The sequence below is a fragment of the Curtobacterium sp. MCPF17_011 genome (genome assembly GCF_003234145.1).
Classification (GTDB): domain Bacteria; phylum Actinomycetota; class Actinomycetes; order Actinomycetales; family Microbacteriaceae; genus Curtobacterium.
This window is the reverse complement of the sequence record NZ_QKSK01000004.1, coordinates 157,151-181,449: the sequence shown is the minus strand read 5'-3', so window position 1 is coordinate 181,449 and position 24,299 is coordinate 157,151. Positions and strand designations below refer to the sequence as shown.

Below are 24,299 nucleotides of genomic sequence, written 5' to 3'. Positions count from 1 at the left end.
GGGAGTACCCGTGAGGAGCCGGACCAGCGCGCAACGAAGGAGCGACCATGCCCGCCGACGACGACCTCCCCAGCACCCTGCAGCGGTCCCCGGAGCACGCGCAGGAGATCTACCGCGCCGCCCGGGAGTCCGCCGAGGCCGAGTACGGCGACGGGCAGCGCGCCGGCCGCACGGCCTGGGCCGCGGTGAAGCACGAGTACGAGAAGGTCGGCGACCACTGGGAGGAGAAGGGCTCCTCCGGCCCGTCGGACTCCGGCGCCGCAGGGTCCCGCGGCTCCGGCACGACCGAGGAGGGCGTGGACGCGAACGCCTCGAAGGCGCACCTGCTCGACGTCGCGAAGCGTCTGGACGTCAGCGGCCGTTCCGGCATGACGAAGGACGAGCTCGTGGACGCGATCAAGAAGGCGAACCGTCGTGCGACGGCGAAGGCCCGGGAGTGAGCATGCCGTGCCGGGCATGCGGCGCTGGACGACAGGCGTAGCGTGCCGGGTGTGAACATCCCAGCACTCCGAGGCAGCCGGATCATCGGGTTCGGCCACCACCAGCCCGACCGGATCCTCACCAACGACGAACTGTCGACCATGGTCGACACGAACGACGAGTGGATCACCACCCGCACCGGCATCAAGACGCGGCACATCGCCGGGCCCGACGACAGCGTCACGTCGATGGCGACCGAGGCAGCGCGTAACGCCCTGGCGGACGCCGGCGTCGCGCCGACCGACGTGGACCTGGTGGTGGTCGCATCGACCACCCACCGGGACCGCTCGCCGTACACGGCCGGCCGGGTCGCGGCGGCACTCGGCATGTCGAACGGTCCCGCGCCGATCGACATCAACACCGCGTGCAGCGGCTTCGAGTACGCCATGGCGACGGCCGACCAGGCGATCCGCACCGGTGCCGCCGACACCGCACTCGTGATCGGCTCCGAGACGCTCTCCCGGATCGCCGACTGGACCGACCGTTCGACCTGTGTCCTGGTCGGTGACGGCGCGGGCGCAGCGGTCCTCGGCGTGTCCGACGAGCCGCAGATCAGCTCCGTGTCGTGGGGCAGCGTGCCGCACCTGCAGGACGCCGTCCGCGTCACGCACGACCCCGAGATCTTCCAGCAGGAGGGCCGCTCGATCTACCGGTGGGCGATCACCGAGGCCGAGGGGCACGCCCGCGCCGTCGTCGAGCGCGCCGGCCTGACGCTCGACGACATCGGGGTGTTCGCGTTCCACCAGGCGAACCTCCGGATCATCGAGCCGCTCGTCACCGCGCTCGGCGGCGAGGGCAAGTACGTCGTCCGCGACGTCGTCGAGTCCGGCAACACCTCGGCCGCGAGCGTCCCGCTCGGGCTGTCGAAGGCCTGGCACCGCGGGGAGCTCCCCGAGGGCGTCCCGGCACTGCTGTTCGGCTTCGGCGGCGGGTTCGCGCACGCCGGTCAGGTCGTCATGACGCCGGTCCGGCGCTGACGCGCCGCCGGTCGCGACCGCACGACGGACGGGAGGCCCGCCACCAGTTGGTGGCGGGCCTCCCGCCTCGTCTGCGTCAGCGGCCGCGTCCGCGGTCCAGGGCGCGCTGCTGCCGCTTGCTCAGCGGCTTCGTGTCCTTCGGTACGCCGCCGGCCTGCGGCGGCAGCACGACGGTGAAGTGTGCGGGCGGCGGACCGAAGGCGCTGCGGGAGGTCTGCACGACCTTGCGGCCGAGCGCGTGGTTGCCGAGCCCGCCCACGACCGCACCGATGCCGAACGGGATCGCGCGGCCGAGGATCGACGTGCCCTGACGGGTCAGGAACCGCTTCACGAAGGACGCGCGGAGTCGGCCGCCGATGCCGCTGACGGCCTGCTTCGGCAGGGACGACGTGACGAGTTCACCCCAGAAGGCGGTCCGACCCTGCCCGCCGCCGGCCTGCCCGGCGAGCTGCTTGACGAGCTGCGAGCCGGGCGCGCCGAGCATCATCGCCATGACCAGGGCGCGGGCCCGCTCGGGGTCCTCGACGGTGATGCCGTGCACCTCGGTGACGGACTGGGCGAAGAGCGCGCTGGCCTCGAGGAACCCGACGGTCTCGGCGCCGCTCAGCCCGAGGCTCGCGATCATGCCGACGCCCGGGATGACCGCGCTGGCACCGACCGCGGCCCCGCCGGACGTGACCGCGGTCAGGTACTGGCGCTCCAGGATCTCGATGACCTGCGCGGGGGTCGCGTCCGGGTGCCGGCGACGGACACGGGCGACGTGCGCGACGACGGCCGGACGCTGGACCGAGATGGCCCGGTCGAGCCAGCCGTTCCAGGCGGGGGCGTCGGGCTGCAGGTGCCCGCCATCGGGGGAGGGAGCGGACTGGACGGGTGCTGCGGGCGTCGGCACGAGTGCGTCGTGGTCACGAGGGGTGCTGGACATGCCGACGACGCTACGCCGGGGGTGCCCGGGGACGCTGGGCGTCAGTGGCGCGCGAGCTCCGCGCGGAGCGGCAGGTCCTGGTCCTCGAGGATGAACTGCGCGCCGACACCGGTGCGGGCGTTCACGACGACGGGTGCCAGGAGGTTCACCGTCGTGCCCGACGCGTCGGGGTTCGCGACGACGAGCAGCATCGCCTCCTCGGCGCGGGTCAGCCCGATGACGTCGGCCTGCTCGTCGGACAGACGCGGCGCGTAGTCGGGCAGGTGCACCGCGGCGTCGAGCAGGTACAGCCGCGGGGCGTCCACCCCGGAGGCCGTGGTGCCGGAACCGACCAGGGCGAACAGGCCCTCGGCACCCTCCACCAGGTCGAGCGTGAACGCGCGCAGCGGCTCGAGGCCGAACGGTGCGACGAGGAAGGTCAGGTCGATGCTCATCGGAGGTAGTCCATCAGGGTCGGCTGCAGGACCTTCGCGGTGACGGCGAGGGCTGCCTGGTAGTTGGTGCTCTGGACCTGCAGGTCCAGGACGGCCTGGGCGAGGGCCTTGTCCTCGACACCGGACCGGCGTCCCTCCAGCGTGGTGGACAGGGTCTTCAGCGAGTCCTGCGCGGACAGCGCGGCCGAGTGCCGGACGCCGACGTCGGCCTGAGCCCCGCGGACGGCGAGCTGGGCGGCATCGATCTGGTTGAGTCGTGGGTTCACGTTCGTGCCTGCCTGCAGGTCGGCGACGATGCCGTCGAGGAGTGCGAAGACCGACGAGTTGCCGGTCCCGAAGACGGCGCTGCCGTCGGTGTCGACGCGGACCTGCTCGCCGGTGCCGATGGTGCGGGTGACGCTCGAGCTCGAGCTGCCGGCCCACGTGGTGTCGTCGGCGTAGGCGGTGCCGGCGGGCGAGGACCCGGCGAAGACCGAGCGGATGCCGTACTTCGTGTTCGCGGTGCTGAGCAGGTCGGCCTTCAGCCCCTGCAACTCCTTCACGAACGCGTCGCGGGCGGTGGGGTTCATGGTGCCGTCGCTCGCCGCCTGCACGGTGAGGTCGCGGACCTTGCCGAGGACGTCGCCGACGTCGGCGAGGGCGGAGTCGGTCGTGGCCAGCCAACCGGCGGCGTCGTCCGCGTTCCGGGCGTGCTGGGCGGCCTGCGCCTGCTCCTTGCGCACCTGCATCGCGGTGGCCGTGCCGGCCGGGTCGTCGGAGGGCTTCCGGATCGCCTTGAGCGTGGTCGCCTGGTCGGTCAGGTCGGCGACCTTCGCGGCACCGGCCTGCAGCCGCGCCTGCGCCGCCGCCATGGTCATCTGGGTGGTCACACGGGCGATCACGGTCAGCTCCTCCCGACGAGGCCGAGGCGGTTGATGATGGTGTCGAGCATCTCGTCGACGGCGGTGAGGACCCGCGCCGCACCCTGGTAGGCGTGCTGGTAGGCGAGCAGCGAGACGTTCTCCTCGTCCATGTCGACGCCGGCGCTGGACTGCTGTTGCGTCCGCGCGTTGGTCAGGGCGAGTCCGGTGAGCGTCGATTCCGACGAGGCCGTCCGGGAGGCGCTGCCCACCCCCGTCACGAACGTCGCCCAGGTCGTGTCCGGCGCTCCGGCGCCGGAGCCGATGCCCGCGATCGCGGTGAGTACCGACGCATCGAACTGTCCGGTCGCGCTCCGGGTCGGCAGGCCGCCGGGGTCGGTGGGGACGACGGACAGACCCTGGGCGGCGGGGACGCCGGTCGCGAGGGCGAAGAACGCGGTGCCGGTCGCACCCGAGGGGGTCGTGCCGGTGGCGTGCAGGGCGTTGACCTTCGTGGCGAGGTCGGTGGCGACGCGGTCGTACGCGGCAGAGGCTTCGGCGAGGGTGCCGCCGGTGTGGGCGTCGTCCGCCGGTGCGAGCAGCGACAGGCCGCCGGCGATCGAGCCACCGTCGAGGGCGACCGGGCCGACCGAGCCGCCGACCCACTCGAGGGACAGCGCCGACGGCTGCCCGGTGCTCGTCGTCGTGTTCATGGCGTCGAGGGTGGGTGGTCCGTCGAGCGTGACGCCGCGCGCGGTGGTGCCCTGCACGAGCGGGTTGCCGCCGATCACGACGTCGACCGTGCCGTCGCCGTTGTCGCGGACGGCCGCGCCGGTCAGGGTCGCGATCTTCTCGGTCAGCTGGTCGCGCTGGTCGAGGAGCTCGTTCGCCGTACCGCCGGATGCCACCGCGGTGCGGATCGCTCCGTTGAGGTCAGCGACCTGCTTCGCGGCGTCGTTGAGCTGGCCGACCTGCGTCGCGAGGGCCGAGCGGGTGGCGGACCACTGCGCGTCGATCGCGGACGAGCCGGCGGACAGGGCGGTGGCGACGGTCTTCGCCGCGCCGATCAGCGCGCTGGCCGAGCCCGGGTCGTCGATGTGCGTCGCGAGGTCGCTCCAGGCGGACCAGAGCCCGTCGAGCTTCGCGGAGAGGCCGTCGGCGCCGGGCTCGTGCAGACCGGTCTCGAGCTGGTCGAGCGCGGCGCTCCGGGTGTCGGCGTACGCGGCGGCGCCGGCCGAGAACCGGACACGGGTGTCCAGGGTCGAGGACGCCAGCCGGGCGATCGCGTCGACGGACACACCCTGACCCGCGAGCGCCGCGGTGCCGCGGACGAACCCGGTCTGGGCGGGAGCGCCGACCTCGGTCTGCACGATCCGCTGCCGGGTGTAGCCGGTGGTGCCGACGTTCGCCATGTTCTGGCCGGTGACGTCGAGGCCCGCGCGGGCGGCGGCGAGACCCGAGTAGGCGGTCTGGAGGGAGCCGAAGGTGCTCACCATCGCTACAGGTTCCCGTCGAAGAGTCGTGCGCCGTCGGTGGCGTTGCCGGACGACCCACTGGCGTCGTAGGTGTCGGCATCGGTCACGGTGCCGGCGAGGGTCTCCTGCGTCGCCTGCACGGCGACGCGGAGGAAGCGGTCGTTCTCGTCGCGCAGGGACCCGATGTGCGTGGTGAGCTCGAGCATCGCGGTGAGGTGCGACGCGAGGATCTCGCCCCAGGGGCCGGACGGTGCGGCGGCGACGACCTCACGCAGGGGAGCGTCGGAGGGCATGCCCCACTCCTCGGCGACGGCGGCGCTCTGGGCGCTGCGCTCGAGGCCGGTGGTGCGGAGCCGGTCGAGGACCTGCTCGACCTCACGGCTGGCGTGCGAGATCCAGCGGGAGCGCCCGGCGGCGAGCAGGAGCTGCTCCTCCTCGAGCTTGAACGTGAGCAGTTCGAGCAATTCGCGTTCGCGCCACAGGACGGCGGACAGGTCGTTCACGCTCATCAGCTCCCTCCGGGATCAGGCGACCGCCAGCTGCGGTCACCAGGAGTTATCGACGCTGACCGCTCCGGCGTAAGCACCGGGTACCGCGTCCTCCGACCGGGGGACAAACACCACGCAGTCCCCCGAAAGGCGGACCGGCGTGGGGGCACCTCCCCCCGCATTGGGTACGGAAGTGGTCTCGTCCGGCGCTCAGGCAGCCGATAGGTTCGAGATCAGCACCGGGGGACAACCCCACACTCGCGTCCACGGGCGCGAGCGCACCGCAGGGACGGATCCCGGCGGTTCTTCGACGTATCCGGCGGTCCCGACGCCGGTGCTCGTCATGCCCAGGGACGGGTCAGTCGACACAGGACGACCAGGGGAACACCATGGACCGGAACGAACGCAACGCGATGATCGTCGAGCACCTGCCGCTCGTCGGGCACATCGTCGCCGAGACCTGCGCTCGCGCCACACACCTCAGCCGCGACGACCTCGGACAGGTGGGCTCCGTCGCACTGGTGCAGGCCGCCGAAGCCTTCGACCCGACCCTCGGTGTGCCGTTCGGTGCGTACGCCCGCACGCGCATCACCGGTGCGATCGCCGACGACCTGCGCGCCGGCGACTGGGCCAGCCGCGGGACCCGGAAGCGCATCCGGGAGACCCTCGCCACGCAGGAGGCCCTCTCCGCCGGGCTCGGACGCCGTGTCACCCCGCAGGAGATCGCCGACGCGATGGGCGTCGACCGGCAGACGGCCGTGGACGCCCTCACCGACGCCGCGCGCACCGTCAGCCCGATCGACGAGACCGTGCACGACACCGTCGCCGCCGACCTGCCACTGCCCGGCGAGGACCTGCTCGAAGCCGAGAAGCGCCGCTACCTGGTCGCCGCCGTGCAGGCGCTGCCCGACCGGATGCGCCTGATCGTCGAGGCCGTGTACTTCGCCGACCGCACGGTCACCGAGGTCGCGGCCGAGCTGGGCATCACCCACTCCGCCGTCTCGCAGCAGCGGTCGGAGGCGATGCGCCTGCTCCGCGACGGCCTCGCCGAGCACTACGGCGACGGTGGTGCCGCCCCCGAGCCGGCGTCCCGCACCACCGCCGCCCGCCGGAGCGCCTACCTGGCCCGCGTCGCCACGAACGCCGCCGCCGGGGTCACCCGTGCGGTGCAGGACGCGACCTCGGTCGGCGTCGTCGCGGCCAGTTGACCGTCCGGCGGTCCAGCGGACGCGAACTCGTCCGACGGATCGTCTAACGCCTCCGGCGGAACGGCCGAGAGGAACACATGTCAGCCCACGGACGGGCTGACGATCGGCCCAGTTTCACGGAGGAACACATCATGGGTATGTCCATCAACACCAACCTCTCGGCACTCAACACGTACCGGAACCTCAACGCGACGCAGAACGACCTGTCGAAGTCGCTCGAGAAGCTCTCGAGCGGCCTCCGCATCAACCGTGCTGCCGACGACGCTGCCGGGCTGTCGATCTCCGAGGGACTGAAGTCCCAGGTCGGTGGCCTCACGGTCGCCGCCCGCAACGCGCAGGACGGCATCTCCGTCGTGCAGACCGCTGAAGGTGGCCTCACCGAGACCCACTCGATCCTCCAGCGCATGCGCGACCTGGCCGTCCAGGCCGGCAACGACTCGAACAACGACACGTCGCGCGCGGCGATCAAGACCGAGTCGGACCAGCTGCAGAAGGAACTCGGTCGCATCGCGACGTCCACGAACTTCAACGGGATCAACCTGCTCGACGGGTCCCAGACCAACATGAAGTTCCAGGTCGGCGCGAACGGTGACGCGAACAGCCAGATCACGGTCGACCTGTCGGGCGCCAACGTCAAGTCGATCTCGAACGCACTCTCCGGAGGCGACCTCGACCTGACCGGCACCACCTTCGCCATCGACGACGTCGCGGACCTGACCACCGGTTCCGTGTCGTTCACCTCGACGAAGGACGGCGTCAGCACCACGGTCAAGACCGGCACGCTCAAGGACACCGCTGACGGCTCAGCCGCCAAGTTCCAGAGCGTTGACGAGTACGCGTCGGCACTCCGTTCGGACGCCGACTTCTCGTCGCACTTCTCCGTGGCGGTCAAGAAGGACGACAACGGTGCCGGTGTCGGCATCGTGGTCACGGCACTCGACGGTGGCACCCTCGCCACCGCTGACAACGCCACCGCTGGCGACGGCCTCGGCGCCGGCGCTGCTGGCACGGCCGTGACCGGCGGGGTCAAGTTCGACACCGCGGCGAACGCCCAGGCCTCGATCAAGCTGATCGACCAGCAGATCGCCCAGGTCTCGTCGGCCCGCTCCAACCTCGGTGCGATCCAGAACCGCTTCGACCACGCCATCAACGTGACGAACGTGGCCAAGGAGAACCTCACCGCGGCGAAGTCCCGCATCACCGACGTCGACATGGCGGAGGAGATGGTCAAGTACACGCGCGACAACATCCTCAGCCAGGCCGGCACGTCGATGCTCGCGCAGGCGAACCAGAGCACGCAGGGCGTCCTGTCGCTGCTCCGCTAGTCGCATCGGTCGTCACCACCGAGGAGCCGTTCGGGTGCTCCTCGGTGGTGGCGCCCACCCCTGCGGACTGACCTCGGTCGGTCCGCCCACACTCCGAGCCGCCGCCCACCGGGGAGCCAGCGATGTCCACCACGTCCGCGACGAGCACCTCGCTCGCGATCGACGGCCTGGTCTCCGGGCTCAAGACCACCGACCTCATCAACTCGCTGATGAGCGTCGAGCAGGTCCCGCAGACCCTGCTCAAGTCCAAGGTCACCACGACCAACTCCTTCATCTCGTCGCTGCAGACGATCAACGGACTCGTGCAGTCCCTCGCGACGAAGGCCTCAGCCGCCGCGAAGGCCGGTTCGCTCGACACCTTCACGGCCACGTCGAGCGCCACGAACGCCAGCGTGTCGACGAGCGCGAGCGCCACCGCGGGCTCGGTGTCCTTCACGGTCGGTCAGACCGCCGCCGCGCAGGTCGGCGTCACCGCCGCGATGTCGTCCTGGGGGGACACCGCGGCGCCGCTGACCTTCACGAAGCCGGACGGCACCAGCACGACGATCACCCCGGCGTCGGGCTCGCTCGACGACACCGTGACGGCGATCAACGGCTCCGCCGCCGGGGTCACCGCGACGAAGGTCGCCGCGGGGACCGACGCCAGCGGCACGAAACTCTACCGGCTGCAGGTGACGAGCACCGCGACGGGTGCCGCGAACGGGTTCACCCTGCACCGGGGGACCGCGGCGGACGTCACCGCGGGGACCGCGACCGACGTGCTGTCGGAGACCGGTGCGGCCGTGGTGACCCGGGCCGCTGACGCGTCGGTGACCCTGTGGGCCGGGACCGCGGCCGCGCAGACCGTCACCAGTGCGACGAACGCGTTCAACGACCTGTTGCCCGGCGTCGACGTCACCGTCTCGAAGGCGTCGACGGACCCGGTCACGATCACGGTCGGACGGGACAGCACGAAGGCGCAGGCCGTGGCCTCCGGGCTCGTCGACGCGATCAACGCCGTCACGTCGTACTACGCGTCCAACACCGGCGTCACGAGCACCACGAGTCCGACGAGCGGGACGACGAGCACCACGGCGGGGGTCCTGCTCGGCGACGGCACGACGCGCTCCGCCGTCCAGCGGCTGACGAGCGCGATGTCGACCCCGGTCAACGGGAAGTCGCCGTCGTCGATCGGCATCGTGATCTCGAAGGACGGCGACTTCGACTTCGACGCCGCCGCGTTCCAGAAGGCCCTCGCCGCCGACCCGGCCGGCACGCAGGCGATGCTGTCCGGCGTGGCGAAAGCCGTCTCGGACGCCGCCACGGCCGCCAGTGACAAGTACACCGGTTCCATCACGACCGCGATCACGGGCAAGCAGTCCGTGGTCAAGGACCTCAACACGCAGATCGACTCCTGGACCGACCGACTGACCCTGCGCCGCGCGACCCTGCAGACGCAGTACGCCGCGCTCGAGACCAGCCTCAGCAAACTGCAGTCGCAGTCGAGCTGGCTGGCCGGTCAGCTGTCGGCACTGTCCAGCTGAGCCGCAGGAGAACCGTCATGAACGCCTTCGACCTCAGCGCCGCCGCCGCCTTCCGGCAGGCCGCGCAGCCCCGGTCCGTCACCGACCAGCGCCGCGCCCAGTACACGAACGAGGCCGTGCTGTCGGCGACGCCCGCGCAGCTCGTCACGATGCTGTACGACCGCCTGCTGCTCGACCTGCACCGCGCCGAGACCGCCCAGGTCGCCGCGGACTGGGACGCCGCCCGCGAGCAGCTCCTGCACGCGCAGGCCATCGTCGGGGAGCTGTCCTCGACGCTGAAGATCGACGTGTGGGACGGCGGCGAGGGACTGCTCGCCGTGTACAACTACGCGTCGACGTCGCTCATCACCGCGAACGTCCACCGTGACGTCCAGGCCACCCGGGACTGCATCCGGATCCTCGACCCGCTCCGTCAGGCGTGGCACGACGCCGCTGCCTCGTTGCCGGCGGCCCCGGTCGCACCGCAGCACACCGCGGGCGGGGCGCTCGGTGTCGCCTGACCAGGACACCCACGACCGCTGGGAAGCGGCCCTCGCTGACCTCGAGGCAACCCTCGAGCGCGACACCGCCGACGTGACCGCCGCGGCCGGTGACAGCACCCCGTGGCCCGAGCCGACCGGGCTGGGACCGATCCCACGCGACCTGGTGGGTCGTGCCTCCCGTCTGCTCGCCGCGCAGCGGGACCGGATGACGGCGGTCGAGGACGCCCGACGCGTGACGCTCGAGCACCTCGGCGCGCTCCGCGCGGTCGACGCCACGCGCACGCCGCAGGCCTCCGTCTACCTCGACGCGAGCGCCTGACGCCATACCGGCCCCCGTTCGGGGCGACGGCTTACACGGCTCAGCGGAGCCGCCGATAGGCCTCTCTGAGCACGGATCGCTCGACCACCGGCCACGGATCGGCCACCACCGCCACGGCGACGTCACCCCGACGACGCCCGACGAGGGGACCCATCCGTGTTCGACTCCGTGACGTCTGCCGCGCTGCAGAGTGCACTCGACGGCCTGTCGATGCGTCAGCGCGTGATCGCCGACAACATCGCGAACATCAACACCACGGACTTCCGGGCCGGCAAGGTCCAGTTCGAGGACGCGCTCGCGAAGTCGATCGTCGACGGCAACGGCCGCGCCACGCCGACCGTCGCGCGGAGCCTGGAGCCGACGAACACGAACGGCAACAACGTCAACCTCGACGAGGAGACGCTGTCGAACGTCGACACGGTGCTGCGGTACCAGTTCGCGACGCAGGCGATGAACTCCGAGCTCACCAGCGTCCGTGCGGCGATGCGGACCAACTCGTGACGACCTTCGACGCGATCGGGATCGCGAGCACCGGCATGACCGTGCACCGCAAGTGGCTCGACGCGATCTCCGACAACATCGCCAACGTCAACACCGTCCGGTCCATGGACGACTCCGCGTTCCAGGCCCGCTACGTCGAGGTCCAGGAGGGCAACGGCGTCTCCGGCGCCTACGTCAAGGGCGCCGCGTTCGGCAGTGCCGCCGGCCGGGTCACCTACGACCCGGACAACCCGCTCGCGAACGCCGAAGGCTACGTCCGCATGCCGGACATCGACCTCGGCACGCAGATGGCGGACCTCATCATGGCCCAGCGCGGCTACCAGGCGAACGCCGCCGTGGTCGACCGTGCCAAGACCGCCTACGAGGCGGCACTGCAGATCGGGAAGAACTGATGCCCATCGACGCCGTGAACGGTGTGACCACCAACGCGATGACGAACGCCGTGACGAACGTCACCGGCACCAGCAGCGACCTCGGTTCGTCCCCGGTGACCGGGACCGGGGGCGACGGGTTCGCCGCCAGCCTCGGCAACGCCGTCGACGGGCTGCAGCAGCTGCAGAGCGACTCGAAGACGCTGGCCCTGAAGGCCGTCACGGGCAACCTCGACGACATCCACGACGCCACCATCGCGTCCACCCGTGCGCAGGTCACCCTCGAACTCGTCGCCGCCGTCCGCAACAAGGGCGTCGACGCGTTCAACGAGATCATGCGGATGCAGGCCTGATGCCCGCCGGCATGCAGAACGTGCTCGGCCGCCTCGGCGCGTACGTCAAGGGGTTCACCGCCGCGCAGCGGACCATCGCGGTCATCGGCGTCGCGGCACTCGTGCTCGGCGGCATCGCGCTCGCGTCCTGGCTCGGCAAGCCGTCGTACGCGCCGCTGTTCACCGGTCTGGCCGCTGCCGACGCGAGCTCGGTCACCGACCAGCTCACCACCGACGGCGTGCCCTTCCAACTCACCGACGGCGGCGCGACGATCCTGGTCCCGCAGGCGAAGGTCTACACGGAGCGACTCAAGGCCGCCTCGAACGGGCTGCCGTCGTCGAACGAGGGCGGCTACTCGCTGCTCGACACCATGGGCGTGACGAGCTCCGAGTTCCAGCAGGACGTCACCTACAAGCGCGCGATCGAGGGCGAACTCGCCAAGACGATCTCCGCGATGGACGGCGTGCAGACCGCGAGCGTGCAGCTGGCGATCCCGAAGAAGTCCGTGTTCGTGTCCGAGGAGAAGGACCCCACCGCGTCGGTCTTCATCGCCACCAAGAACGGCGCCCAACTCGGCACCGACCAGGTCCAGGCCATCGTGCACCTGACCAGCGCCGCCGTCGAGGGCATGCAGCCGACCGACGTGTCCGTGGTCGACCAGAAGGGCCAGACCCTGTCGGCGGTCGGCACCGGCGCGACCGGCTCCGGTACCGACCAGGCCGCCGACTACGACGCCGCCACGAGCAAGAAGGTGCAGGACCTGCTCGACACCACGCTCGGTGCCGGCAACGCCAGCGTCGTCGTCGCCGCGACGATGAGCGACAACTCCGGCACCCGCACGACCGAGTCCTACACGACGCCGACGACCGGCCCGGTGGCGCTCAACGAGTCGTCCACGAAGGAGCAGTACGGCGCCGGGGCCACCGGTGCCGGCGCCGGCGCGACGGGCGTCCTCGGACCGGACAACATCGCCGTCCCGAACGGCACCGCCAACTCGGGCACCGGGAACGGCGACGGCGGGTACGAGAACCAGTCCGCGACGAAGAACAACGCCGTCGACAAGACCACCGAGACGACGCAGATCCCGGCCGGTGCGATGGACCGCCAGACGATCTCCGTCGCGCTCAACTCCAAGGCGAAGTCCGTGCAGGGCGTCAACCTGCAGAGCATCAACGACCTGGTGGCGAACGCCGCCGGCGTCGACGCGACCCGCGGCGACCAGGTCAAGGTCGCGATGATGGACTTCGACACCAGTGCCGCCGACGACGCCGCGAAGGCGCTCGAGGCGCAGCAGCAGGCGGACCAGCAGGAGGCGCTCTGGTCGGCGATCCGCACCGCCGGGATCGTCGTCGGGATCGTCCTGGCCCTCGTCGCCCTGATGGTGGTCCTGGCCCGTCGCAGCCGCCGCCAGCAGCGCGAACAGGTCGACATCGGTGAGCTCGACGCGTTTGGTGAGGCGTTCCCGCTGCCGCTCGCCGTCGAACCGGCCGACGTCCGCACCGGTCTCGAGGCCGGGGACGCCCCGACCGTGGCGCTGCAGGCCCTGCCGCACGACGACGCCCCGACCGAGGTCCTCACCACGGACGAGATCACCGCCGAACGCCGCCGCCAGGACATCGCGGCCCTCGCCGAGCGCGACCCGAAGCGCACGGCAGAGCTCCTCCGCGGCCTGCTCGACGACCGGGCGTCGGTGTGAGCGCCGTCGTCCCCGCACCCGGCACCGACCGGCCGCTGACCGGGGCGCAGAAGGTCGCGCTCATCCTCATGCAGATGGACACCGAGCGGGCCGCCGAGGTCATGAAGCAGTTCACCGAGCTGGAGGCCGAGGAGATCTCACAGGAGATCGTCCGGATGCGCCGCGTCGACGACGAGGTCGTCGACCGCACCCTGGGCGAGTTCCACCGGCTCACCCGCACCGGCCGCACGAGCCGTCGCGGCGGGAAGGAGACCGCGCTGGGCCTGCTCGAGGCGTCCTTCGGCGCCGAGCGCGCCGCCGGTGTGATGGACCGGTTGGCGTCGAACCTGGCCGGTCAGTCGTTCGAGTTCCTCGACGACGCCGAGCCCGGCCAGGTCATCGCCCTGCTCGAGGGCGAGCTGCCCCAGACCATCGCCCTCGTGCTCGCGCACCTGAAGCCCGCCCAGGCGAGCGCCGTCCTCGCCGGGTTCGACGAGCGGGTCCGCACCGACGTCGCGCAGGCGTTCGCCACGATGGGCACCGCCACGCCCGAATCCGTCGGCATCGTCGCCGGGGTCCTGCGCTCGCGCGCCGGAGCCGTCGTCTCGCCGCGCGAGAGCGTCGAGGTCGTCGGCGGCATCGCGCCGCTGGTCGAGATCATCAACCGGTCGGACGTCGCCACCGAGAAGGCCGTGCTCGACGGTCTGGAGGCCCGTGACCCGGAACTCGCCGAGGACATCCGTTCCCGGATGCTCACCTTCGAGGACATCGTGAAGCTCGAGTCGCGCGACATCCAGCAGGTGCTCCGCGGCATCGACTCGAAGATCCTGGCGACCGCCATGAAGGGTGCGTCCACGCCGGTCGTCGAGACCATCCGCGCGAACGTCTCCGAGCGCAACCGCGAACTGCTCGACGACGAACTGCAGTCGATGGGCCCGGTCCGGGTGTCGCAGGTCGAGGAGGCCCGCGCCGAGGTCGTCCGCTCCGTCCGCGAGCTCGAGGCCCAGGGCGTCATCACGGTCCACCGCGCCGAGGAGGACGAGCTCGTTGACTGACGCCTTCGCCCCGGTCGCGTTCCCGGTGATCACCGACGCCGCCCTGGCCCGTCGTGCCGCGAGCGCGGACGTCCGCGGCCACGCTGCCGGGTACGCCGCCGGGCTCCGTGCCGCCCAGGTCGAGACCGACGCAGCCCGTGCCCGGATGGACGCCGAGCACGCCGCGCGGCTGTCCGACCTCGAGGCGTTCGTCGTCGACCGGCTCGCGGTGCTCGACCGTGCCGCCGCGGCGCTCCAGGCCCGGGTCGTGCCGGTCCTCGCCGACGCCGAGCAGTCGGTCGCCAGCGCGGCCGTCGACCTGGCCGAGGCCGTCGTCGGGTACGCGGTGCGGGCCTCCCGGGCAGACGACGTGGACGGGGTGTCCGGACGTCCGGCCGCCGCCGAGGAGACGCTCCGACGCGCCCTGGCCGCTGCGAGCGCGCCCGTGGTGACGGCGGTGCGGCTCAGCCCGGCGGACGCGGCGGCCGTCGCGGACCTGACGATGCCGGTCCCCGTGGTGGCGGATGCGTCCCTCCGGGACGGCGACGCCGTGGTCGACCTGCCCGACGGACTGCTCGACGCCCGCATCGACGCTGCCCTCGACCGTGCTCGCGCTGCCCTCGGGGGCGTCCGGTGAGCGCTGCCGGTGTCCTCGAGCACACGCTGCTCCGCCCGCGGGGCCTCGACGACGCGATCCGTGCTGCGCAGCCCCAGCGGGTCGGCACCGTGACGAGCGCCGTCGGCCTCGGCCTGACGATCGCCGGACTCGACGCCCACGTCGGTGAGGTCATCACGGTCGGCGGCGAGGGCGCGGCACAGACCGCGGTCGAGGTCGTCGCCACGGACTCGTCCGGGGTGCGCTGCATGCCCCTCGGCCGCCTGAACGGGATCACCGCGGGCACCCCGGCACGCTCGACCGGTCGGCCCGTGCTCGTGCCGACCGGCGTCGGTCTGTTCGGCCGGGTCATCGACGGTCTCGGCCGTCCGATCGACGACCGCGGGCCGCTCGCGGCCGACGTCTGGGTCCCGCTCGACCACGACACCCCGAACGCCATGGCGCGCACCCGCATCGACACCCCGATGCAGCTCGGCGTCCGCGTGCTCGACACGCTGACCACCGTCGGACGGGGCCAGCGCATGGGCCTGTTCGCGGGCTCCGGTGTCGGCAAGTCCTCGCTGCTGTCGATGATCGCCCGGGGGAGCGACGCTGCCGTGAACGTGATCGCCCTGGTCGGCGAACGGGGCCGCGAGGTCCGGGAGTTCCTGGAGGACGACCTGGGCCCTGCGGGACTCGCCCGCTCGATCGTCGTCGTGTCGACGTCCGACGAACCCGCCCTGATGCGCCTGCGTGCCGCGTTCGTCGCGACCCGCATCGCGGAGTCCTTCCGCGATGCGGGCCAGGACGTCGTGCTGATGATGGACTCGTTGACCCGCGTCGCGATGGCGCAGCGGGAGATCGGCCTGTCCGTCGGCGAACCGCCGGCCACCCGGGGCTACCCGCCGTCGACGTTCTCCGTGCTCGCCGGCCTGCTCGAGCGCGCCGGCACCGACCGGGTCGGCAGCGTCACCGGGATCTACACCGTCCTGGTCGACGGCGACGACCACAACGAGCCGATCGCCGACGCCGCACGCAGCATCCTCGACGGCCACGTGGTCCTCGACCGGAAGCTCGCCGTCACCGGGCACTTCCCCTCCGTCGACGCGCTCGGGTCGATCTCCCGCGTCGCCTCGAAGGTGACGACGCCCGAGCAGCGCGCCACCGCGACCGCGCTCCGGAAGGTCATGGCCGCACGGCGTGCCGCGCAGGACCTGCTCGACGTCGGCGCTTACCAGCGCGGCACGAACCCACTGGTCGACGCCGCCGTGGACCACCAGGACGCCATCGACGCGTTCCTCCGGCAGGGCATGGCCGAGCAGGTCACCGCCGCCGGGTCGTGGGAGCGCCTCGCCGGTCTCGTCCGCACCCTCGGCAACGGCGGGGGGCTCGTCTGATGGCCCGCCGCTTCCCGCTCGCCGGGCTCCTGCGTCTGCGGCACGCCGAACAGGACCGTGCCGCCGCGACCCTCGCGGACGCGAACGGCCGGGTCCGCGAGGCTGCCGACGCCCGGATGGCCGCCCGCCGCACCCTCGACGACGAACCGTCGACGATCACCGACGCGGCGACGCTCAGCGCCGTCGCCTCGGCCCGTGCCGCGACGCGCGGGATGCTCGAGGAGCTCGACGCCGTCGTCCGGTCCCGGCGTGCCGACGTCGACCGTGCACAGCAGACCTACAACGCCGCACGCCGCTCGGCACTCGGGCTCGAGAAGCTCGAGGGGCAGCACACCACGCGGGTCGCCGCCGAGGACCTGCGCACCGAACAGAACGTGCTCGACGAGATCGCGGCTCGTCGCCGCACCGAGGGGGGACACCGATGAGCATCGACGCCGTGCTCTCACGGATCAGCGAGATCCGCAGCCAGATCGAGACGCTGCAGGGAGGCGCCGCTGCGCCGTCCACCGCCGGGTCGGCCGCTGCGTCCTCCGCCGCCGGGTCCACCTTCGCCGACGCGCTGGCCACCGAGACCGGCGCCGGCGCGCGGTCCGCCACGACCACCGGCGCAGCCGCCACGACCGCCCCCTCCGTAGCCACCGCCGCACCCGCCACCTCCGTCGATGCCGGCCACGGCACCCTGGCGACCGGCAGCGGTGCCACCGGCGACGCCGTCGTCGCCGCGGCGGAGAAGTACCTCGGCGTCCCGTACGTGTTCGGTGGCGAGACGCGCGCCGGGATGGACTGCTCCGGTCTGGTGCAGACCGTCTTCAAGGACCTCGGCGTCACCATGCCCCGGGTCGTCCCGGACCAGGCGGACATGGGCGTCGCGGTGCCGTCCCTGGCGCAGGCGCAGCCCGGCGACCTCATCATCCCCAAGGGCGAGCAGCACATCGTCATCTACGTCGGCGACGGCAAGGTGCTGCACGCCCCCCGCCCGGGCAAGGACGTCCGGATCGTCGACAACTGGTACAAGGACTCCGACATCGCCACCATCCGCCGCATCGTGCCGTCCGGCCAGGAGGCTGCGGCCACCTCCGCCGCGCAGGTCGCCCGGACCGCCGGTGCGAGCAGCGCCACGAACGCCACCGACATGCAGATGGCCGCGCTGCAGTCGCTCTTCGCCGGGAGCGCCGCGTGAGCGCGCTCGTGACGGGTGCACCGCTGACGCCGGTGCCGGCCGTCGTCCGGCCGCGTGCGGCGGAGGCCCGTTCGAGCACTGACTTCGGGGCGGCTCTGTCCGCTGTCTCCGGTGCGGGGGAGCGCGATCGCGGACGGCAGGACCCGGCGGGGGAGCCGAGCACGAGCGTCCCGACGTCGTCGTCAACGACGTCGTCGGCCACGCCCGCGACCGTCGCCACGCCGGTCACCGCGACGCCCGCGACCGGGCCCGTGACGCCGACGACCAGCACCGCTGCCCTGCCGATCGAGGCCGCGCGGACCGGCTCCGACTCGACCGGGCAGCCCGCAGCGGGCAGCCTCGCCATGGCCGTTCCGGTCGTCGCCGCCGCCGTGCTCGTCCGCGCCAGTGCGGCCAGCGCCGGTGTGGCCGGCGCCGGGGTCGTCGGGACCGACGTCGCCGGTGCCGTCGCCGACACCTCCGCGATGCTCGACACTCCCGGCGACGGCGACGGCGACGGCGGAGTGGCGACGGCGGACCCCGCCGACGCCACTGGCAACGCGCCGACCGTCGCGGTGCCGGTCCCCGGACCCGTCCTGCCGTCTGCGCCGCTCGTCGCCGCACCGGTGGACACGGCTCCTCAGGTCCCGACAGCGGTGCCGTCGTCGTCCGCGTCCGCGTCCGCGTCCTCGTCGGCGAACGACACCTCGGCCACCGCCGCGGTCGGGGCGCCGGCAGTCGCAGCGTCGGCGGACACCGTCGCGCCGAGCACCACCGCGGCGTCGCCCACCGGCGCCCTGTCCTCCGTCTCCATCCCGGTGCCCGCCGCCGCGATGGCTTCACCCACGGCCGCTCCGTACCCGGTCGCCCCGACCTCGGGCGCGGCTACTCCGACCGCGACCGTCACCGCGACCGCGACCGCCGCTGCTGCCGGCAACCCGGCCACCGCAGTTGGCAATCCGGCCACCGCGGCCGCCGCGGACCAGGGCGGGGCGAGCCTCCCGGCCGGCACCGGCACGGTCGACGTACCCGCCGTGCTGGCCGTCCCCTCGACCGCGGCTCCCGCGACCGTCGGGACCACCGCAGCGTCGGTCGCCCCGACCACCGCCGCTGCCGCGCCGCAACCGCTGGCGCAGCAGCTGGCGCGTCCGCTGTTCACGCTCGCGCAGGCCGGACCCGGTGAGCACGTCCTGACCGTGCAGCTCACGCCGGAGGCCCTCGGCCCCGTCACCGTCCGAGCCCACGTCACCGGCCACGGCATGCACGTCGAGTTGTTCGCGGCCTCGGACGCGGGGCGCGACGCGGTGCGGCAGATCCTGCCGGACCTCCGTCGTGACTCCGGTGGTGGCACCACGCTCGACCTGTCGGCGCAGAACCACCCGGCGGACGCCGCTGCCGACGGTCGCGACCGCTCAGCCGCCGACACCGCCGGGCGCGACGGCGACGGACGCGACGGCGCCGGCCGTGACACTGCTCGTCTCACCGGACGGGAGGCCCGCACCGGCCCCGCCACGGCCCTCCCGTCCGCCCCGACCACCGTCCGCACCGCGGGACTCGACGTCCTCGCCTGACCGGCCACCACGACAAGGAACGAGAACCATGCCACTCGACGGGATCACCGGCTCCGTGGACACCGCCACGGCCGCCGCAGCAGTCGCCGCCAACCCCACCTCGTCGCGGTCGCAGACGATGGACTCCGAGGTCTTCATGAAGCTCCTCGTGACGCAGCTCCGCAACCAGGACCCGTCGTCGCCGATGGACACGAACCAGATGATCAGCCAGCAGACGCAGCTCGCGATGATGGAGCAGGTCACCAACCAGACCACGACGGCCAACGAGGACTTCTCGCTGCAGATGCGCATGGCCGCCGCGAACCTCGTCGGGAAGCAGGTCAGCTACACCGACGCCGCCTCCGGCGCGGCCGTCACCGGGACCGCCACCGCGGTCTCCTACGCGAAGAGCGTGCCGACCGTGACCGTGAACGGGAAGGAGGTCGATCTCGACGTGATCTCCGGTATCACCACCGCCTCCGGTTCCTGACCCCATCCACTTCCCACACTCCTCGTCCACGAAGGGACGCACCATGCTCCGCTCGCTCTACTCCGGGATCTCCGGCCTCCGCTCCCACCAGGAAATGCTCGACGTCACGGGCAACAACATCGCCAACGTGAACACGGTCGGCTTCAAATCGTCGACCACCGTGTTCCAGGACACCCTGTCGCAGATGACCCAGGGTGCCGGCGGCCCCCAGACCGGCATCGGCGGCACGAACCCCGCACAGATCGGCCTCGGCGTGCAGGTCGCCGGCGTCTCCACCAACTTCGCCCAGGGCTCCGCACAGGCGACCGGCAAGGCCACCGACCTGATGATCTCCGGCGACGGCTTCTTCGTCACCCGCCTGGGCAACGACACCGTGTACAGCCGCGCCGGCGCGTTCGACTTCGACGCCGACGGGCGCCTGGTCAGCGCGGACGGCAAGATCGTCCAGGGCTACTCGGCCACCAACGGCGTCGTCGACGACGGCGGCCGGATGAGCGACATCACGCTGCCGCTGCAGGCCGCCGCCCCCGCCACCGCGACCAGCACCGCTGGCGTCACCGGCAACCTGCCGTCCGACACCAAGACCGGCGAGGTCCTCAACCGGGACGCCACCGTTTACGACCAGTACGGCACGAAGCACACCCTGTCGCTCGCGTACACGAAGACCGACACCGGTTGGACCGTCGCCGCCTCGAACGGGCAGGGCGCCTCGGCCACCGGCACCGTCACGTTCGGCGCCGACGGCAAGATCACACGCGGCGCGACCCTGCAGGTCGGCGGCGTCGCGGTCGACATGACGCAGCTGACGGGCTTCGCCGCGCTCAACACCGCGTCGATCTCGTCGCAGAACGGGCATGAGGCCGGGTCGCTGAAGAGCTACTCGATCTCGAAGGACGGCACCGTGATGGGCACGTTCTCGAACGGTGCCTCGCTCGCCGTCGGCCGCATCGCCCTCGCGACCTTCGCCAACCCGGCCGGCCTCGAGAAGACCGGTGCGTCGGGCTACCGCGCGACCGCGAACTCCGGGGCCGCCACCGTCGGCGTCCCGGGATCCGCGGGCGTCGGCTCGCTGGCTGCCGGCACGCTCGAGATGTCGAACGTGGACCTGTCGCAGGAGTTCACCAACCTGATCGTCGCGCAGCGCGGCTTCCAGGCGAACGCCCGCATCATCACCACCTCGGACGAGGTGCTGCAGGAGCTGACGAACCTGAAGCGCTGATGATCGACGAGGACCCCCGGTCTCCCATGTGAGGGGAGACCGGGGGTCCTCGGTGTCGGCGTGCTGACCGGACGGTCAGCGGGCGACGGCGATCGCGAAGGGCACGAAGCCGACCGACCCGAGCAGACTCGGCACCAGGAGCGCCACCGCCTCGGTGCCCCGAGCTGTGCTGATGTCTCCGAGGTCGACCACCCAGTCGTCCTGCCATCCGAGGCTGCTCAGGACGGCCCGCACCAGGTCCTTCGCGTCGGGGTCGTCGCCGGAGAGGAACGCAGTGGGTGGGTTCCGGAGCGCACCGGGGCTCGTCATGACGGAGAACAGCATCGTGTTCAGGCCCTTGACGACCTTCGTCGCCGGGAGTGCTGCCTGCAGGAGCTCACCGAGACTCGTGTCCCGGTGGAGGAGCCCACCGGGGAGGCCGTCGGCGCTCCGGACGGTGGCGTTCGAGACGTCCAGGAGCACCTTGCCGGCGAGTGCCTCACGGTGGCCGGTGAGACGTTCGAGCGAACCGTCGCCCGGGGTCGCGTTGATGACGAGATCGCTGTTCGCGATCGCGGTCGCGACGGCCGAGACGCTGGCGTCGCTCCGGGCCGCGGCGGTGCCCGGGTCGCGGACCCCGAGCGTGACCCGGTGGCCAGCGGCGGCCAGCCCGGCTGCGAGGGTCGTGCCGACGCGCCCGGCGCCGAGGACGGCGATGGTGCTCGTCGTGATCGTGGTCGTGGTCGTGGTGGTGTTCATGGTCATGCGGACTCCTTGTCCTGGGGAAGCTGCGGGGCGACCGGCGTCAGCGGAGAACCGCGGCGATGCCCGATGCCAGGCCGGGGGTGGTGGCGATGAAGTCGTCGCTGGCGAGGGTCCACGGCGCGCCGGTGGTGTCGTTGACGGCGCCGTGGGCCTCCTGCACGAGCAGTGCGCCGGCGACGAGACCGGACCGGACCTGGCCGTACTGCCAGAACGCGTCGGTGTGCCCGGCGGCGACCTGCACGAGCTGCAGGGTCGCGGGGACGGTGGCGGACACGAGCAGTGCGGCGCCGAGCATCCGGTCGATCGACGCGCTCATGCGGCGGCGGACGTCGGCTGCCTCCCCGGGCGCGGCCTGCCCGGTGCCGACGAGTGCGGCGGCCAGGTCGGACTTCGCGGACACCGTGAGGGGTGAACCGTTCAGGGACGCCCCTGCGCCTCGGACCGCGGTGAAGGTCTGGCCGAGGGCGGGCAGGAACACCGCGGTGACGACGGGGACGTCGTCGCGGACGAGTGTCGCGGTGACTCCCCAGTCGACCCGGCCGTGGATGTGGTTCACGTTGCCCTCGGCGGCGTCCGTGACCCACCACTCTCCGGCGCCCAGGGAGCCGCGACCTTCTTCGTCGTCGTCCCACCGGGCCTCCGGGCGGAGCCGCTCGAGTGCCGGGCGGAGCACCGCGACCGAAGCAACGTCGTTGTCGCCGATCGCCGCGAGGAGCGTGTCGAGGTCGTCGACGCGGTCCTCGGTCGAGAAGCGGTCGAGCAACACGGCCCCTGCTTCGGTGACCGCGGCCGTGAGGCCGGCGAGCAGCGCGAGGTCGTCGACCGTCTGCGCAGAGCTGATCGTGTCGTCCATGGGGTTCTTCTCCTTCGCCGCGGCGATCCTCGTCGCTGTGGTGGCAACGGTAGGAGCGGGCGGTGATGCGCACAAATACAATCCGTGCACGAGTAGATTGCGTTTCGTGCAACTCGACCTGAACCTCCTGACTGCGTTGGATGCGTTGCTCGACGAGGAGAGCGTCACCGGTGCCGCAGACCGACTGCACCTGTCCGCCCCCGCGATGAGCCGCACCCTCGGTCGCATCCGCCAGGCGACCGGGGACCAGATCCTCGTCCGTGCGGGTCGCGTCATGCGGCCGACCCCGCGTGCGATCGCGCTGCGGGACGAGGTGCGGGCCCTGGTCCTGCGGAGTGCCGCCGTGTTGACACCGGAACGGGAGTTGCACCTCGACGTGCTGCAGCGTGTGTTCACGATCCAGGCGCACGACGCCCTGACGACGGCACTGGCGCCCGTGCTCGTGCAGCGGGTGGCGACGGTCGCGCCCGGTGTCCGGGTGCGGTTCCTCGGTGAGGCGTCCGGCGGGAACACTGAACTCGGACGTGGGGTGGTCGACCTGGAGATCGGATCAGCGGCGCCGGTGTCACCGTCGATCGACCACGAGGCCGTCGGCATGGACGAGCTCGTCGGAGTGGCCCGTGCCGGTCATCCGATGCTCTCGGCACCGATCGACCTCGAGCAGTGGGTCGCGGTGCCGCACGTGGTGGTGTCGCGGCGAGGCCGGTTGCGGGACCGCGTCGACGATCACCTGGAGTCGGTCGGCCGGTCGCGGACGGTCGTGTCGTCCCTGGCGGCGACCGGCGCGGCGATCGAGGTCGTCCGGTCGACCGACGCCGTCGCCGTCGTGCCGGCCTCCGTGGCAGCACGGCTGGACGACGGAGTGGGGTCGTTCCGGCTGCCGGTCGCTCTCCCGCCGGTACCGATCGTCCTCGCGTGGCACCGTCAGTTCACCGCCGACGTAGGGCACCGGTGGTTCCGCGCCCTCACCGGGGACGTGCTGCGCTCCGGGCGGGATCCACGCCGTCAGTCATGATCGGGTTCACGGACCTCGGACCGTCCCCGCACCAGACCGTGCGGCAACTCGAGCGCTGGTCCGAAGCGCACCGGGACGACGTGTCACCGAACCAGGCCCGGTTCGACGCCCGGTGAACCGCCGGGCGGCGACGAGTGCCCGATGCGCGCACCACGGCGCTGACCCCTAGGCTCGGACGCGGACTCGCCGGTGCACGGGGCGCACGGCGGAGGCAAGGGGGAACGCATGTCCATCACGTCCAGGATCAGCAGCGTGGGCGCGGCAACGGTCATCGCAGTCATCGCGTTGTCCGGGTGCGCAGGACCCGGCAGCACTGCGCCGGCCAGCCAGCGTCCGACGTCGCAGGCATCATCGCCGAGCGCGTCGTCGACACCGGACGCATCGCCGACACCGACCGCCGACGCCGCAGGACCGACCGACCTGACGTTCGAGGACGGCACTGCGCTCTCGACGACCGAGCTGCCGGCGTTCAGCCTCGAGATCTCCGCGCTCGGCGACTGGAAGCAGACCGGCGAGGACTCCGCCACGGGGACGCGGGAGTACACGAAGTCGGACGGGGCGGTCGCGACCATCACGCAGCAGCGGATCACCGACCTCGACCCGTCGATCGGGGACCGCGCGGCCACGGAGCAGCTGTTCACGGCTGCCGGGCTGCCGGCCGAGCAGCTCGAGGAGCAGCTCCTACCGACCATGACCGACGGGACGGCGCAGTTCCTGTCGATCGCGGGCCACAACACAGACGGATCGTGGTCAGCCACGGTGGCACGCGCGTTCGCGAAGCCGGGAGCGGCGCTCATCGTGAAGGTGAAGACCTCCTCACAGGAGGCGCTGCGTCCCGACCTGCACGACATCCTCGTCCACGCGAAGGTCGTCATCGTCTGAGTCGGC

General features: G+C 72.1%; 28 protein-coding genes and 1 pseudogene. 22 read left to right on the top strand and 7 right to left on the bottom strand.

What is annotated here, in order from left to right; translation table 11 throughout:
- The first annotated feature begins 47 nt into the window (after positions 1 to 47).
- Both DEJ25_RS06925 and DEJ25_RS06920 read left to right on the top strand, forming a co-directional pair.
- Positions 48 to 440 (top strand): ChaB family protein, encoded by a 393-nt coding sequence (locus DEJ25_RS06925; protein WP_110902406.1) that lies wholly within the window; start codon positions 48 to 50, stop codon positions 438 to 440.
- 51 nt (positions 441 to 491) lie between these two features.
- Positions 492 to 1,457, top strand: a complete 966-nt coding sequence (locus DEJ25_RS06920) for a beta-ketoacyl-ACP synthase III (RefSeq protein ID WP_111044213.1) — start codon at positions 492 to 494, stop codon at positions 1,455 to 1,457.
- A gap of 76 nt (positions 1,458 to 1,533) precedes the next feature.
- Here DEJ25_RS06920 and DEJ25_RS06915 read toward each other — a convergent pair whose 3' ends face one another.
- Genes DEJ25_RS06915 through DEJ25_RS06895 form a run of 5 tightly spaced genes read right to left on the bottom strand, consistent with a single transcriptional unit; the run spans position 1,534 to position 5,639 of the window.
- A complete protein-coding gene (locus DEJ25_RS06915) occupies positions 1,534 to 2,382 on the bottom strand; it encodes a hypothetical protein (protein ID WP_181421460.1) in 849 nt (282 codons plus the stop codon).
- Between the two features lie 41 nt (positions 2,383 to 2,423).
- The gene (fliW, locus tag DEJ25_RS06910; protein WP_110902404.1) at positions 2,424 to 2,816 is read right to left on the bottom strand and encodes a flagellar assembly protein FliW; all 393 of its coding nucleotides are present in this window, start codon (positions 2,814 to 2,816) and stop codon (positions 2,424 to 2,426) included.
- On the bottom strand, positions 2,813 to 3,697 hold the full coding sequence (gene flgL / locus DEJ25_RS06905) for a flagellar hook-associated protein FlgL (RefSeq protein WP_111044212.1): 885 nt from the start codon (positions 3,695 to 3,697) through the stop codon (positions 2,813 to 2,815). The genes fliW and flgL overlap by 4 nt, the downstream gene beginning before the upstream one ends.
- Before the next feature lie 2 nt (positions 3,698 to 3,699).
- Positions 3,700 to 5,151, bottom strand: a complete 1,452-nt coding sequence (flgK, locus tag DEJ25_RS06900) for a flagellar hook-associated protein FlgK (RefSeq protein ID WP_181427365.1) — start codon at positions 5,149 to 5,151, stop codon at positions 3,700 to 3,702.
- Positions 5,152 to 5,153: 2 nt separating this feature from the next.
- Positions 5,154 to 5,639: a flagellar protein FlgN gene (locus tag DEJ25_RS06895; RefSeq protein WP_111044211.1), complete on the bottom strand. Its 486-nt coding sequence runs from the start codon at positions 5,637 to 5,639 to the stop codon at positions 5,154 to 5,156.
- 368 nt (positions 5,640 to 6,007) lie between these two features.
- On the opposite strand from DEJ25_RS06895, the gene DEJ25_RS06890 reads away from it, so the two are divergent.
- From DEJ25_RS06890 to DEJ25_RS06810, 18 genes and pseudogenes are all read left to right on the top strand, one after another.
- The gene (locus tag DEJ25_RS06890) at positions 6,008 to 6,826 is read left to right on the top strand and encodes a sigma-70 family RNA polymerase sigma factor (protein ID WP_111044210.1); all 819 of its coding nucleotides are present in this window, start codon (positions 6,008 to 6,010) and stop codon (positions 6,824 to 6,826) included.
- Between the two features lie 131 nt (positions 6,827 to 6,957).
- Positions 6,958 to 7,447, top strand: a pseudogene (locus tag DEJ25_RS17215) (flagellin); the annotation flags it as partial.
- Positions 7,448 to 7,554: 107 nt separating this feature from the next.
- Positions 7,555 to 8,151: a flagellin gene (locus tag DEJ25_RS17210; protein ID WP_375334545.1), complete on the top strand. Its 597-nt coding sequence runs from the start codon at positions 7,555 to 7,557 to the stop codon at positions 8,149 to 8,151.
- Between the two features lie 122 nt (positions 8,152 to 8,273).
- On the top strand, positions 8,274 to 9,674 hold the full coding sequence (gene fliD / locus DEJ25_RS06880; RefSeq protein WP_111044208.1) for a flagellar filament capping protein FliD: 1,401 nt from the start codon (positions 8,274 to 8,276) through the stop codon (positions 9,672 to 9,674).
- A gap of 17 nt (positions 9,675 to 9,691) precedes the next feature.
- Positions 9,692 to 10,174 carry a flagellar export chaperone FliS gene (gene fliS / locus DEJ25_RS06875; RefSeq protein WP_111044207.1) on the top strand — a complete coding sequence of 161 codons (483 nt, stop codon included), beginning with the start codon at positions 9,692 to 9,694 and terminating at the stop codon, positions 10,172 to 10,174.
- Entirely contained in the window at positions 10,164 to 10,475 is a 312-nt protein-coding gene (locus DEJ25_RS06870) for a hypothetical protein (RefSeq protein ID WP_111044206.1), read from the top strand. Before fliS ends, DEJ25_RS06870 begins: the two co-directional genes overlap by 11 nt.
- 156 nt (positions 10,476 to 10,631) lie before the next feature.
- Positions 10,632 to 10,976 carry a flagellar basal body protein gene (locus tag DEJ25_RS06865; protein ID WP_111044205.1) on the top strand — a complete coding sequence of 115 codons (345 nt, stop codon included), beginning with the start codon at positions 10,632 to 10,634 and terminating at the stop codon, positions 10,974 to 10,976.
- Complete coding sequence (locus DEJ25_RS06860) at positions 10,973 to 11,368, top strand: flagellar basal body rod protein FlgC (RefSeq protein ID WP_111044204.1); 396 nt, start codon at positions 10,973 to 10,975, stop codon at positions 11,366 to 11,368. Before DEJ25_RS06865 ends, DEJ25_RS06860 begins: the two co-directional genes overlap by 4 nt.
- A complete protein-coding gene (gene fliE, locus DEJ25_RS06855) occupies positions 11,368 to 11,700 on the top strand; it encodes a flagellar hook-basal body complex protein FliE (protein ID WP_181427364.1) in 333 nt (110 codons plus the stop codon). The genes DEJ25_RS06860 and fliE overlap by 1 nt, the downstream gene beginning before the upstream one ends.
- Positions 11,700 to 13,376, top strand: coding sequence for a flagellar basal-body MS-ring/collar protein FliF (gene fliF, locus DEJ25_RS06850; RefSeq protein WP_111044203.1), 1,677 nt, complete (start codon positions 11,700 to 11,702; stop codon positions 13,374 to 13,376). Before fliE ends, fliF begins: the two co-directional genes overlap by 1 nt.
- Positions 13,373 to 14,410 (top strand): flagellar motor switch protein FliG, encoded by a 1,038-nt coding sequence (gene fliG, locus DEJ25_RS06845; protein ID WP_111044202.1) that lies wholly within the window; start codon positions 13,373 to 13,375, stop codon positions 14,408 to 14,410. Before fliF ends, fliG begins: the two co-directional genes overlap by 4 nt.
- Entirely contained in the window at positions 14,403 to 15,026 is a 624-nt protein-coding gene (locus DEJ25_RS06840) for a hypothetical protein (RefSeq protein WP_111044201.1), read from the top strand. The genes fliG and DEJ25_RS06840 overlap by 8 nt, the downstream gene beginning before the upstream one ends.
- A complete protein-coding gene (locus DEJ25_RS06835; RefSeq protein ID WP_258366439.1) occupies positions 15,023 to 16,381 on the top strand; it encodes a FliI/YscN family ATPase in 1,359 nt (452 codons plus the stop codon). Before DEJ25_RS06840 ends, DEJ25_RS06835 begins: the two co-directional genes overlap by 4 nt.
- On the top strand, positions 16,381 to 16,806 hold the full coding sequence (locus tag DEJ25_RS06830) for a flagellar FliJ family protein (protein ID WP_111044200.1): 426 nt from the start codon (positions 16,381 to 16,383) through the stop codon (positions 16,804 to 16,806). Before DEJ25_RS06835 ends, DEJ25_RS06830 begins: the two co-directional genes overlap by 1 nt.
- Positions 16,803 to 17,561, top strand: coding sequence for a C40 family peptidase (locus tag DEJ25_RS17135; RefSeq protein ID WP_111044199.1), 759 nt, complete (start codon positions 16,803 to 16,805; stop codon positions 17,559 to 17,561). The genes DEJ25_RS06830 and DEJ25_RS17135 overlap by 4 nt, the downstream gene beginning before the upstream one ends.
- Positions 17,558 to 19,111 (top strand): flagellar hook-length control protein FliK, encoded by a 1,554-nt coding sequence (locus tag DEJ25_RS06820; protein ID WP_146240628.1) that lies wholly within the window; start codon positions 17,558 to 17,560, stop codon positions 19,109 to 19,111. The genes DEJ25_RS17135 and DEJ25_RS06820 overlap by 4 nt, the downstream gene beginning before the upstream one ends.
- Before the next feature lie 28 nt (positions 19,112 to 19,139).
- Positions 19,140 to 19,580, top strand: a complete 441-nt coding sequence (locus DEJ25_RS06815; RefSeq protein WP_110902389.1) for a flagellar hook assembly protein FlgD — start codon at positions 19,140 to 19,142, stop codon at positions 19,578 to 19,580.
- 43 nt (positions 19,581 to 19,623) lie between these two features.
- Entirely contained in the window at positions 19,624 to 20,799 is a 1,176-nt protein-coding gene (locus tag DEJ25_RS06810; RefSeq protein WP_111044197.1) for a flagellar hook protein FlgE, read from the top strand.
- 75 nt (positions 20,800 to 20,874) lie between these two features.
- Here the strand turns inward: DEJ25_RS06810 and DEJ25_RS06805 are convergent, their stop codons facing one another.
- Positions 20,875 to 21,543 (bottom strand): NADPH-dependent F420 reductase, encoded by a 669-nt coding sequence (locus DEJ25_RS06805; protein WP_220033181.1) that lies wholly within the window; start codon positions 21,541 to 21,543, stop codon positions 20,875 to 20,877.
- A 40-nt stretch (positions 21,544 to 21,583) separates the two neighbouring features.
- On the bottom strand, positions 21,584 to 22,396 hold the full coding sequence (locus DEJ25_RS06800; protein WP_111044196.1) for an inositol monophosphatase family protein: 813 nt from the start codon (positions 22,394 to 22,396) through the stop codon (positions 21,584 to 21,586).
- A gap of 106 nt (positions 22,397 to 22,502) precedes the next feature.
- On the opposite strand from DEJ25_RS06800, the gene DEJ25_RS06795 reads away from it, so the two are divergent.
- Both DEJ25_RS06795 and DEJ25_RS06790 read left to right on the top strand, forming a co-directional pair.
- Entirely contained in the window at positions 22,503 to 23,411 is a 909-nt protein-coding gene (locus DEJ25_RS06795) for a LysR family transcriptional regulator (protein ID WP_111044195.1), read from the top strand.
- Between the two features lie 225 nt (positions 23,412 to 23,636).
- Complete coding sequence (locus DEJ25_RS06790) at positions 23,637 to 24,293, top strand: hypothetical protein (protein ID WP_146240627.1); 657 nt, start codon at positions 23,637 to 23,639, stop codon at positions 24,291 to 24,293.
- Positions 24,294 to 24,299: the final 6 nt, after the last annotated feature.

What these genes read in the sequence shown, in the direction of transcription:
- DEJ25_RS06925 (WP_110902406.1), top strand. Translation starts at nt 48, where the DNA reads ATGCCCGCCGACGACGACCTCCCCAGCACCCTGCAGCGGTCCCCGGAG.
- DEJ25_RS06810 (WP_111044197.1), top strand. Translation starts at nt 19,624, where the DNA reads ATGCTCCGCTCGCTCTACTCCGGGATCTCCGGCCTCCGCTCCCACCAG.
- DEJ25_RS06790 (WP_146240627.1), top strand. Translation starts at nt 23,637, where the DNA reads ATGTCCATCACGTCCAGGATCAGCAGCGTGGGCGCGGCAACGGTCATC.
- fliD (WP_111044208.1), top strand. Translation starts at nt 8,274, where the DNA reads ATGTCCACCACGTCCGCGACGAGCACCTCGCTCGCGATCGACGGCCTG.
- DEJ25_RS06915 (WP_181421460.1), bottom strand. Translation starts at nt 2,382, where the DNA reads ATGTCCAGCACCCCTCGTGACCACGACGCACTCGTGCCGACGCCCGCA.
- DEJ25_RS06830 (WP_111044200.1), top strand. Translation starts at nt 16,381, where the DNA reads ATGGCCCGCCGCTTCCCGCTCGCCGGGCTCCTGCGTCTGCGGCACGCC.
- DEJ25_RS06800 (WP_111044196.1), bottom strand. Translation starts at nt 22,396, where the DNA reads ATGGACGACACGATCAGCTCTGCGCAGACGGTCGACGACCTCGCGCTG.
- fliF (WP_111044203.1), top strand. Translation starts at nt 11,700, where the DNA reads ATGCCCGCCGGCATGCAGAACGTGCTCGGCCGCCTCGGCGCGTACGTC.
- fliW (WP_110902404.1), bottom strand. Translation starts at nt 2,816, where the DNA reads ATGAGCATCGACCTGACCTTCCTCGTCGCACCGTTCGGCCTCGAGCCG.
- DEJ25_RS06815 (WP_110902389.1), top strand. Translation starts at nt 19,140, where the DNA reads ATGCCACTCGACGGGATCACCGGCTCCGTGGACACCGCCACGGCCGCC.
- fliS (WP_111044207.1), top strand. Translation starts at nt 9,692, where the DNA reads ATGAACGCCTTCGACCTCAGCGCCGCCGCCGCCTTCCGGCAGGCCGCG.
- fliE (WP_181427364.1), top strand. Translation starts at nt 11,368, where the DNA reads ATGCCCATCGACGCCGTGAACGGTGTGACCACCAACGCGATGACGAAC.
- DEJ25_RS17135 (WP_111044199.1), top strand. Translation starts at nt 16,803, where the DNA reads ATGAGCATCGACGCCGTGCTCTCACGGATCAGCGAGATCCGCAGCCAG.
- DEJ25_RS06805 (WP_220033181.1), bottom strand. Translation starts at nt 21,543, where the DNA reads ATGACCATGAACACCACCACGACCACGACCACGATCACGACGAGCACC.
- flgK (WP_181427365.1), bottom strand. Translation starts at nt 5,151, where the DNA reads ATGGTGAGCACCTTCGGCTCCCTCCAGACCGCCTACTCGGGTCTCGCC.
- DEJ25_RS06890 (WP_111044210.1), top strand. Translation starts at nt 6,008, where the DNA reads ATGGACCGGAACGAACGCAACGCGATGATCGTCGAGCACCTGCCGCTC.
- DEJ25_RS06895 (WP_111044211.1), bottom strand. Translation starts at nt 5,639, where the DNA reads ATGAGCGTGAACGACCTGTCCGCCGTCCTGTGGCGCGAACGCGAATTG.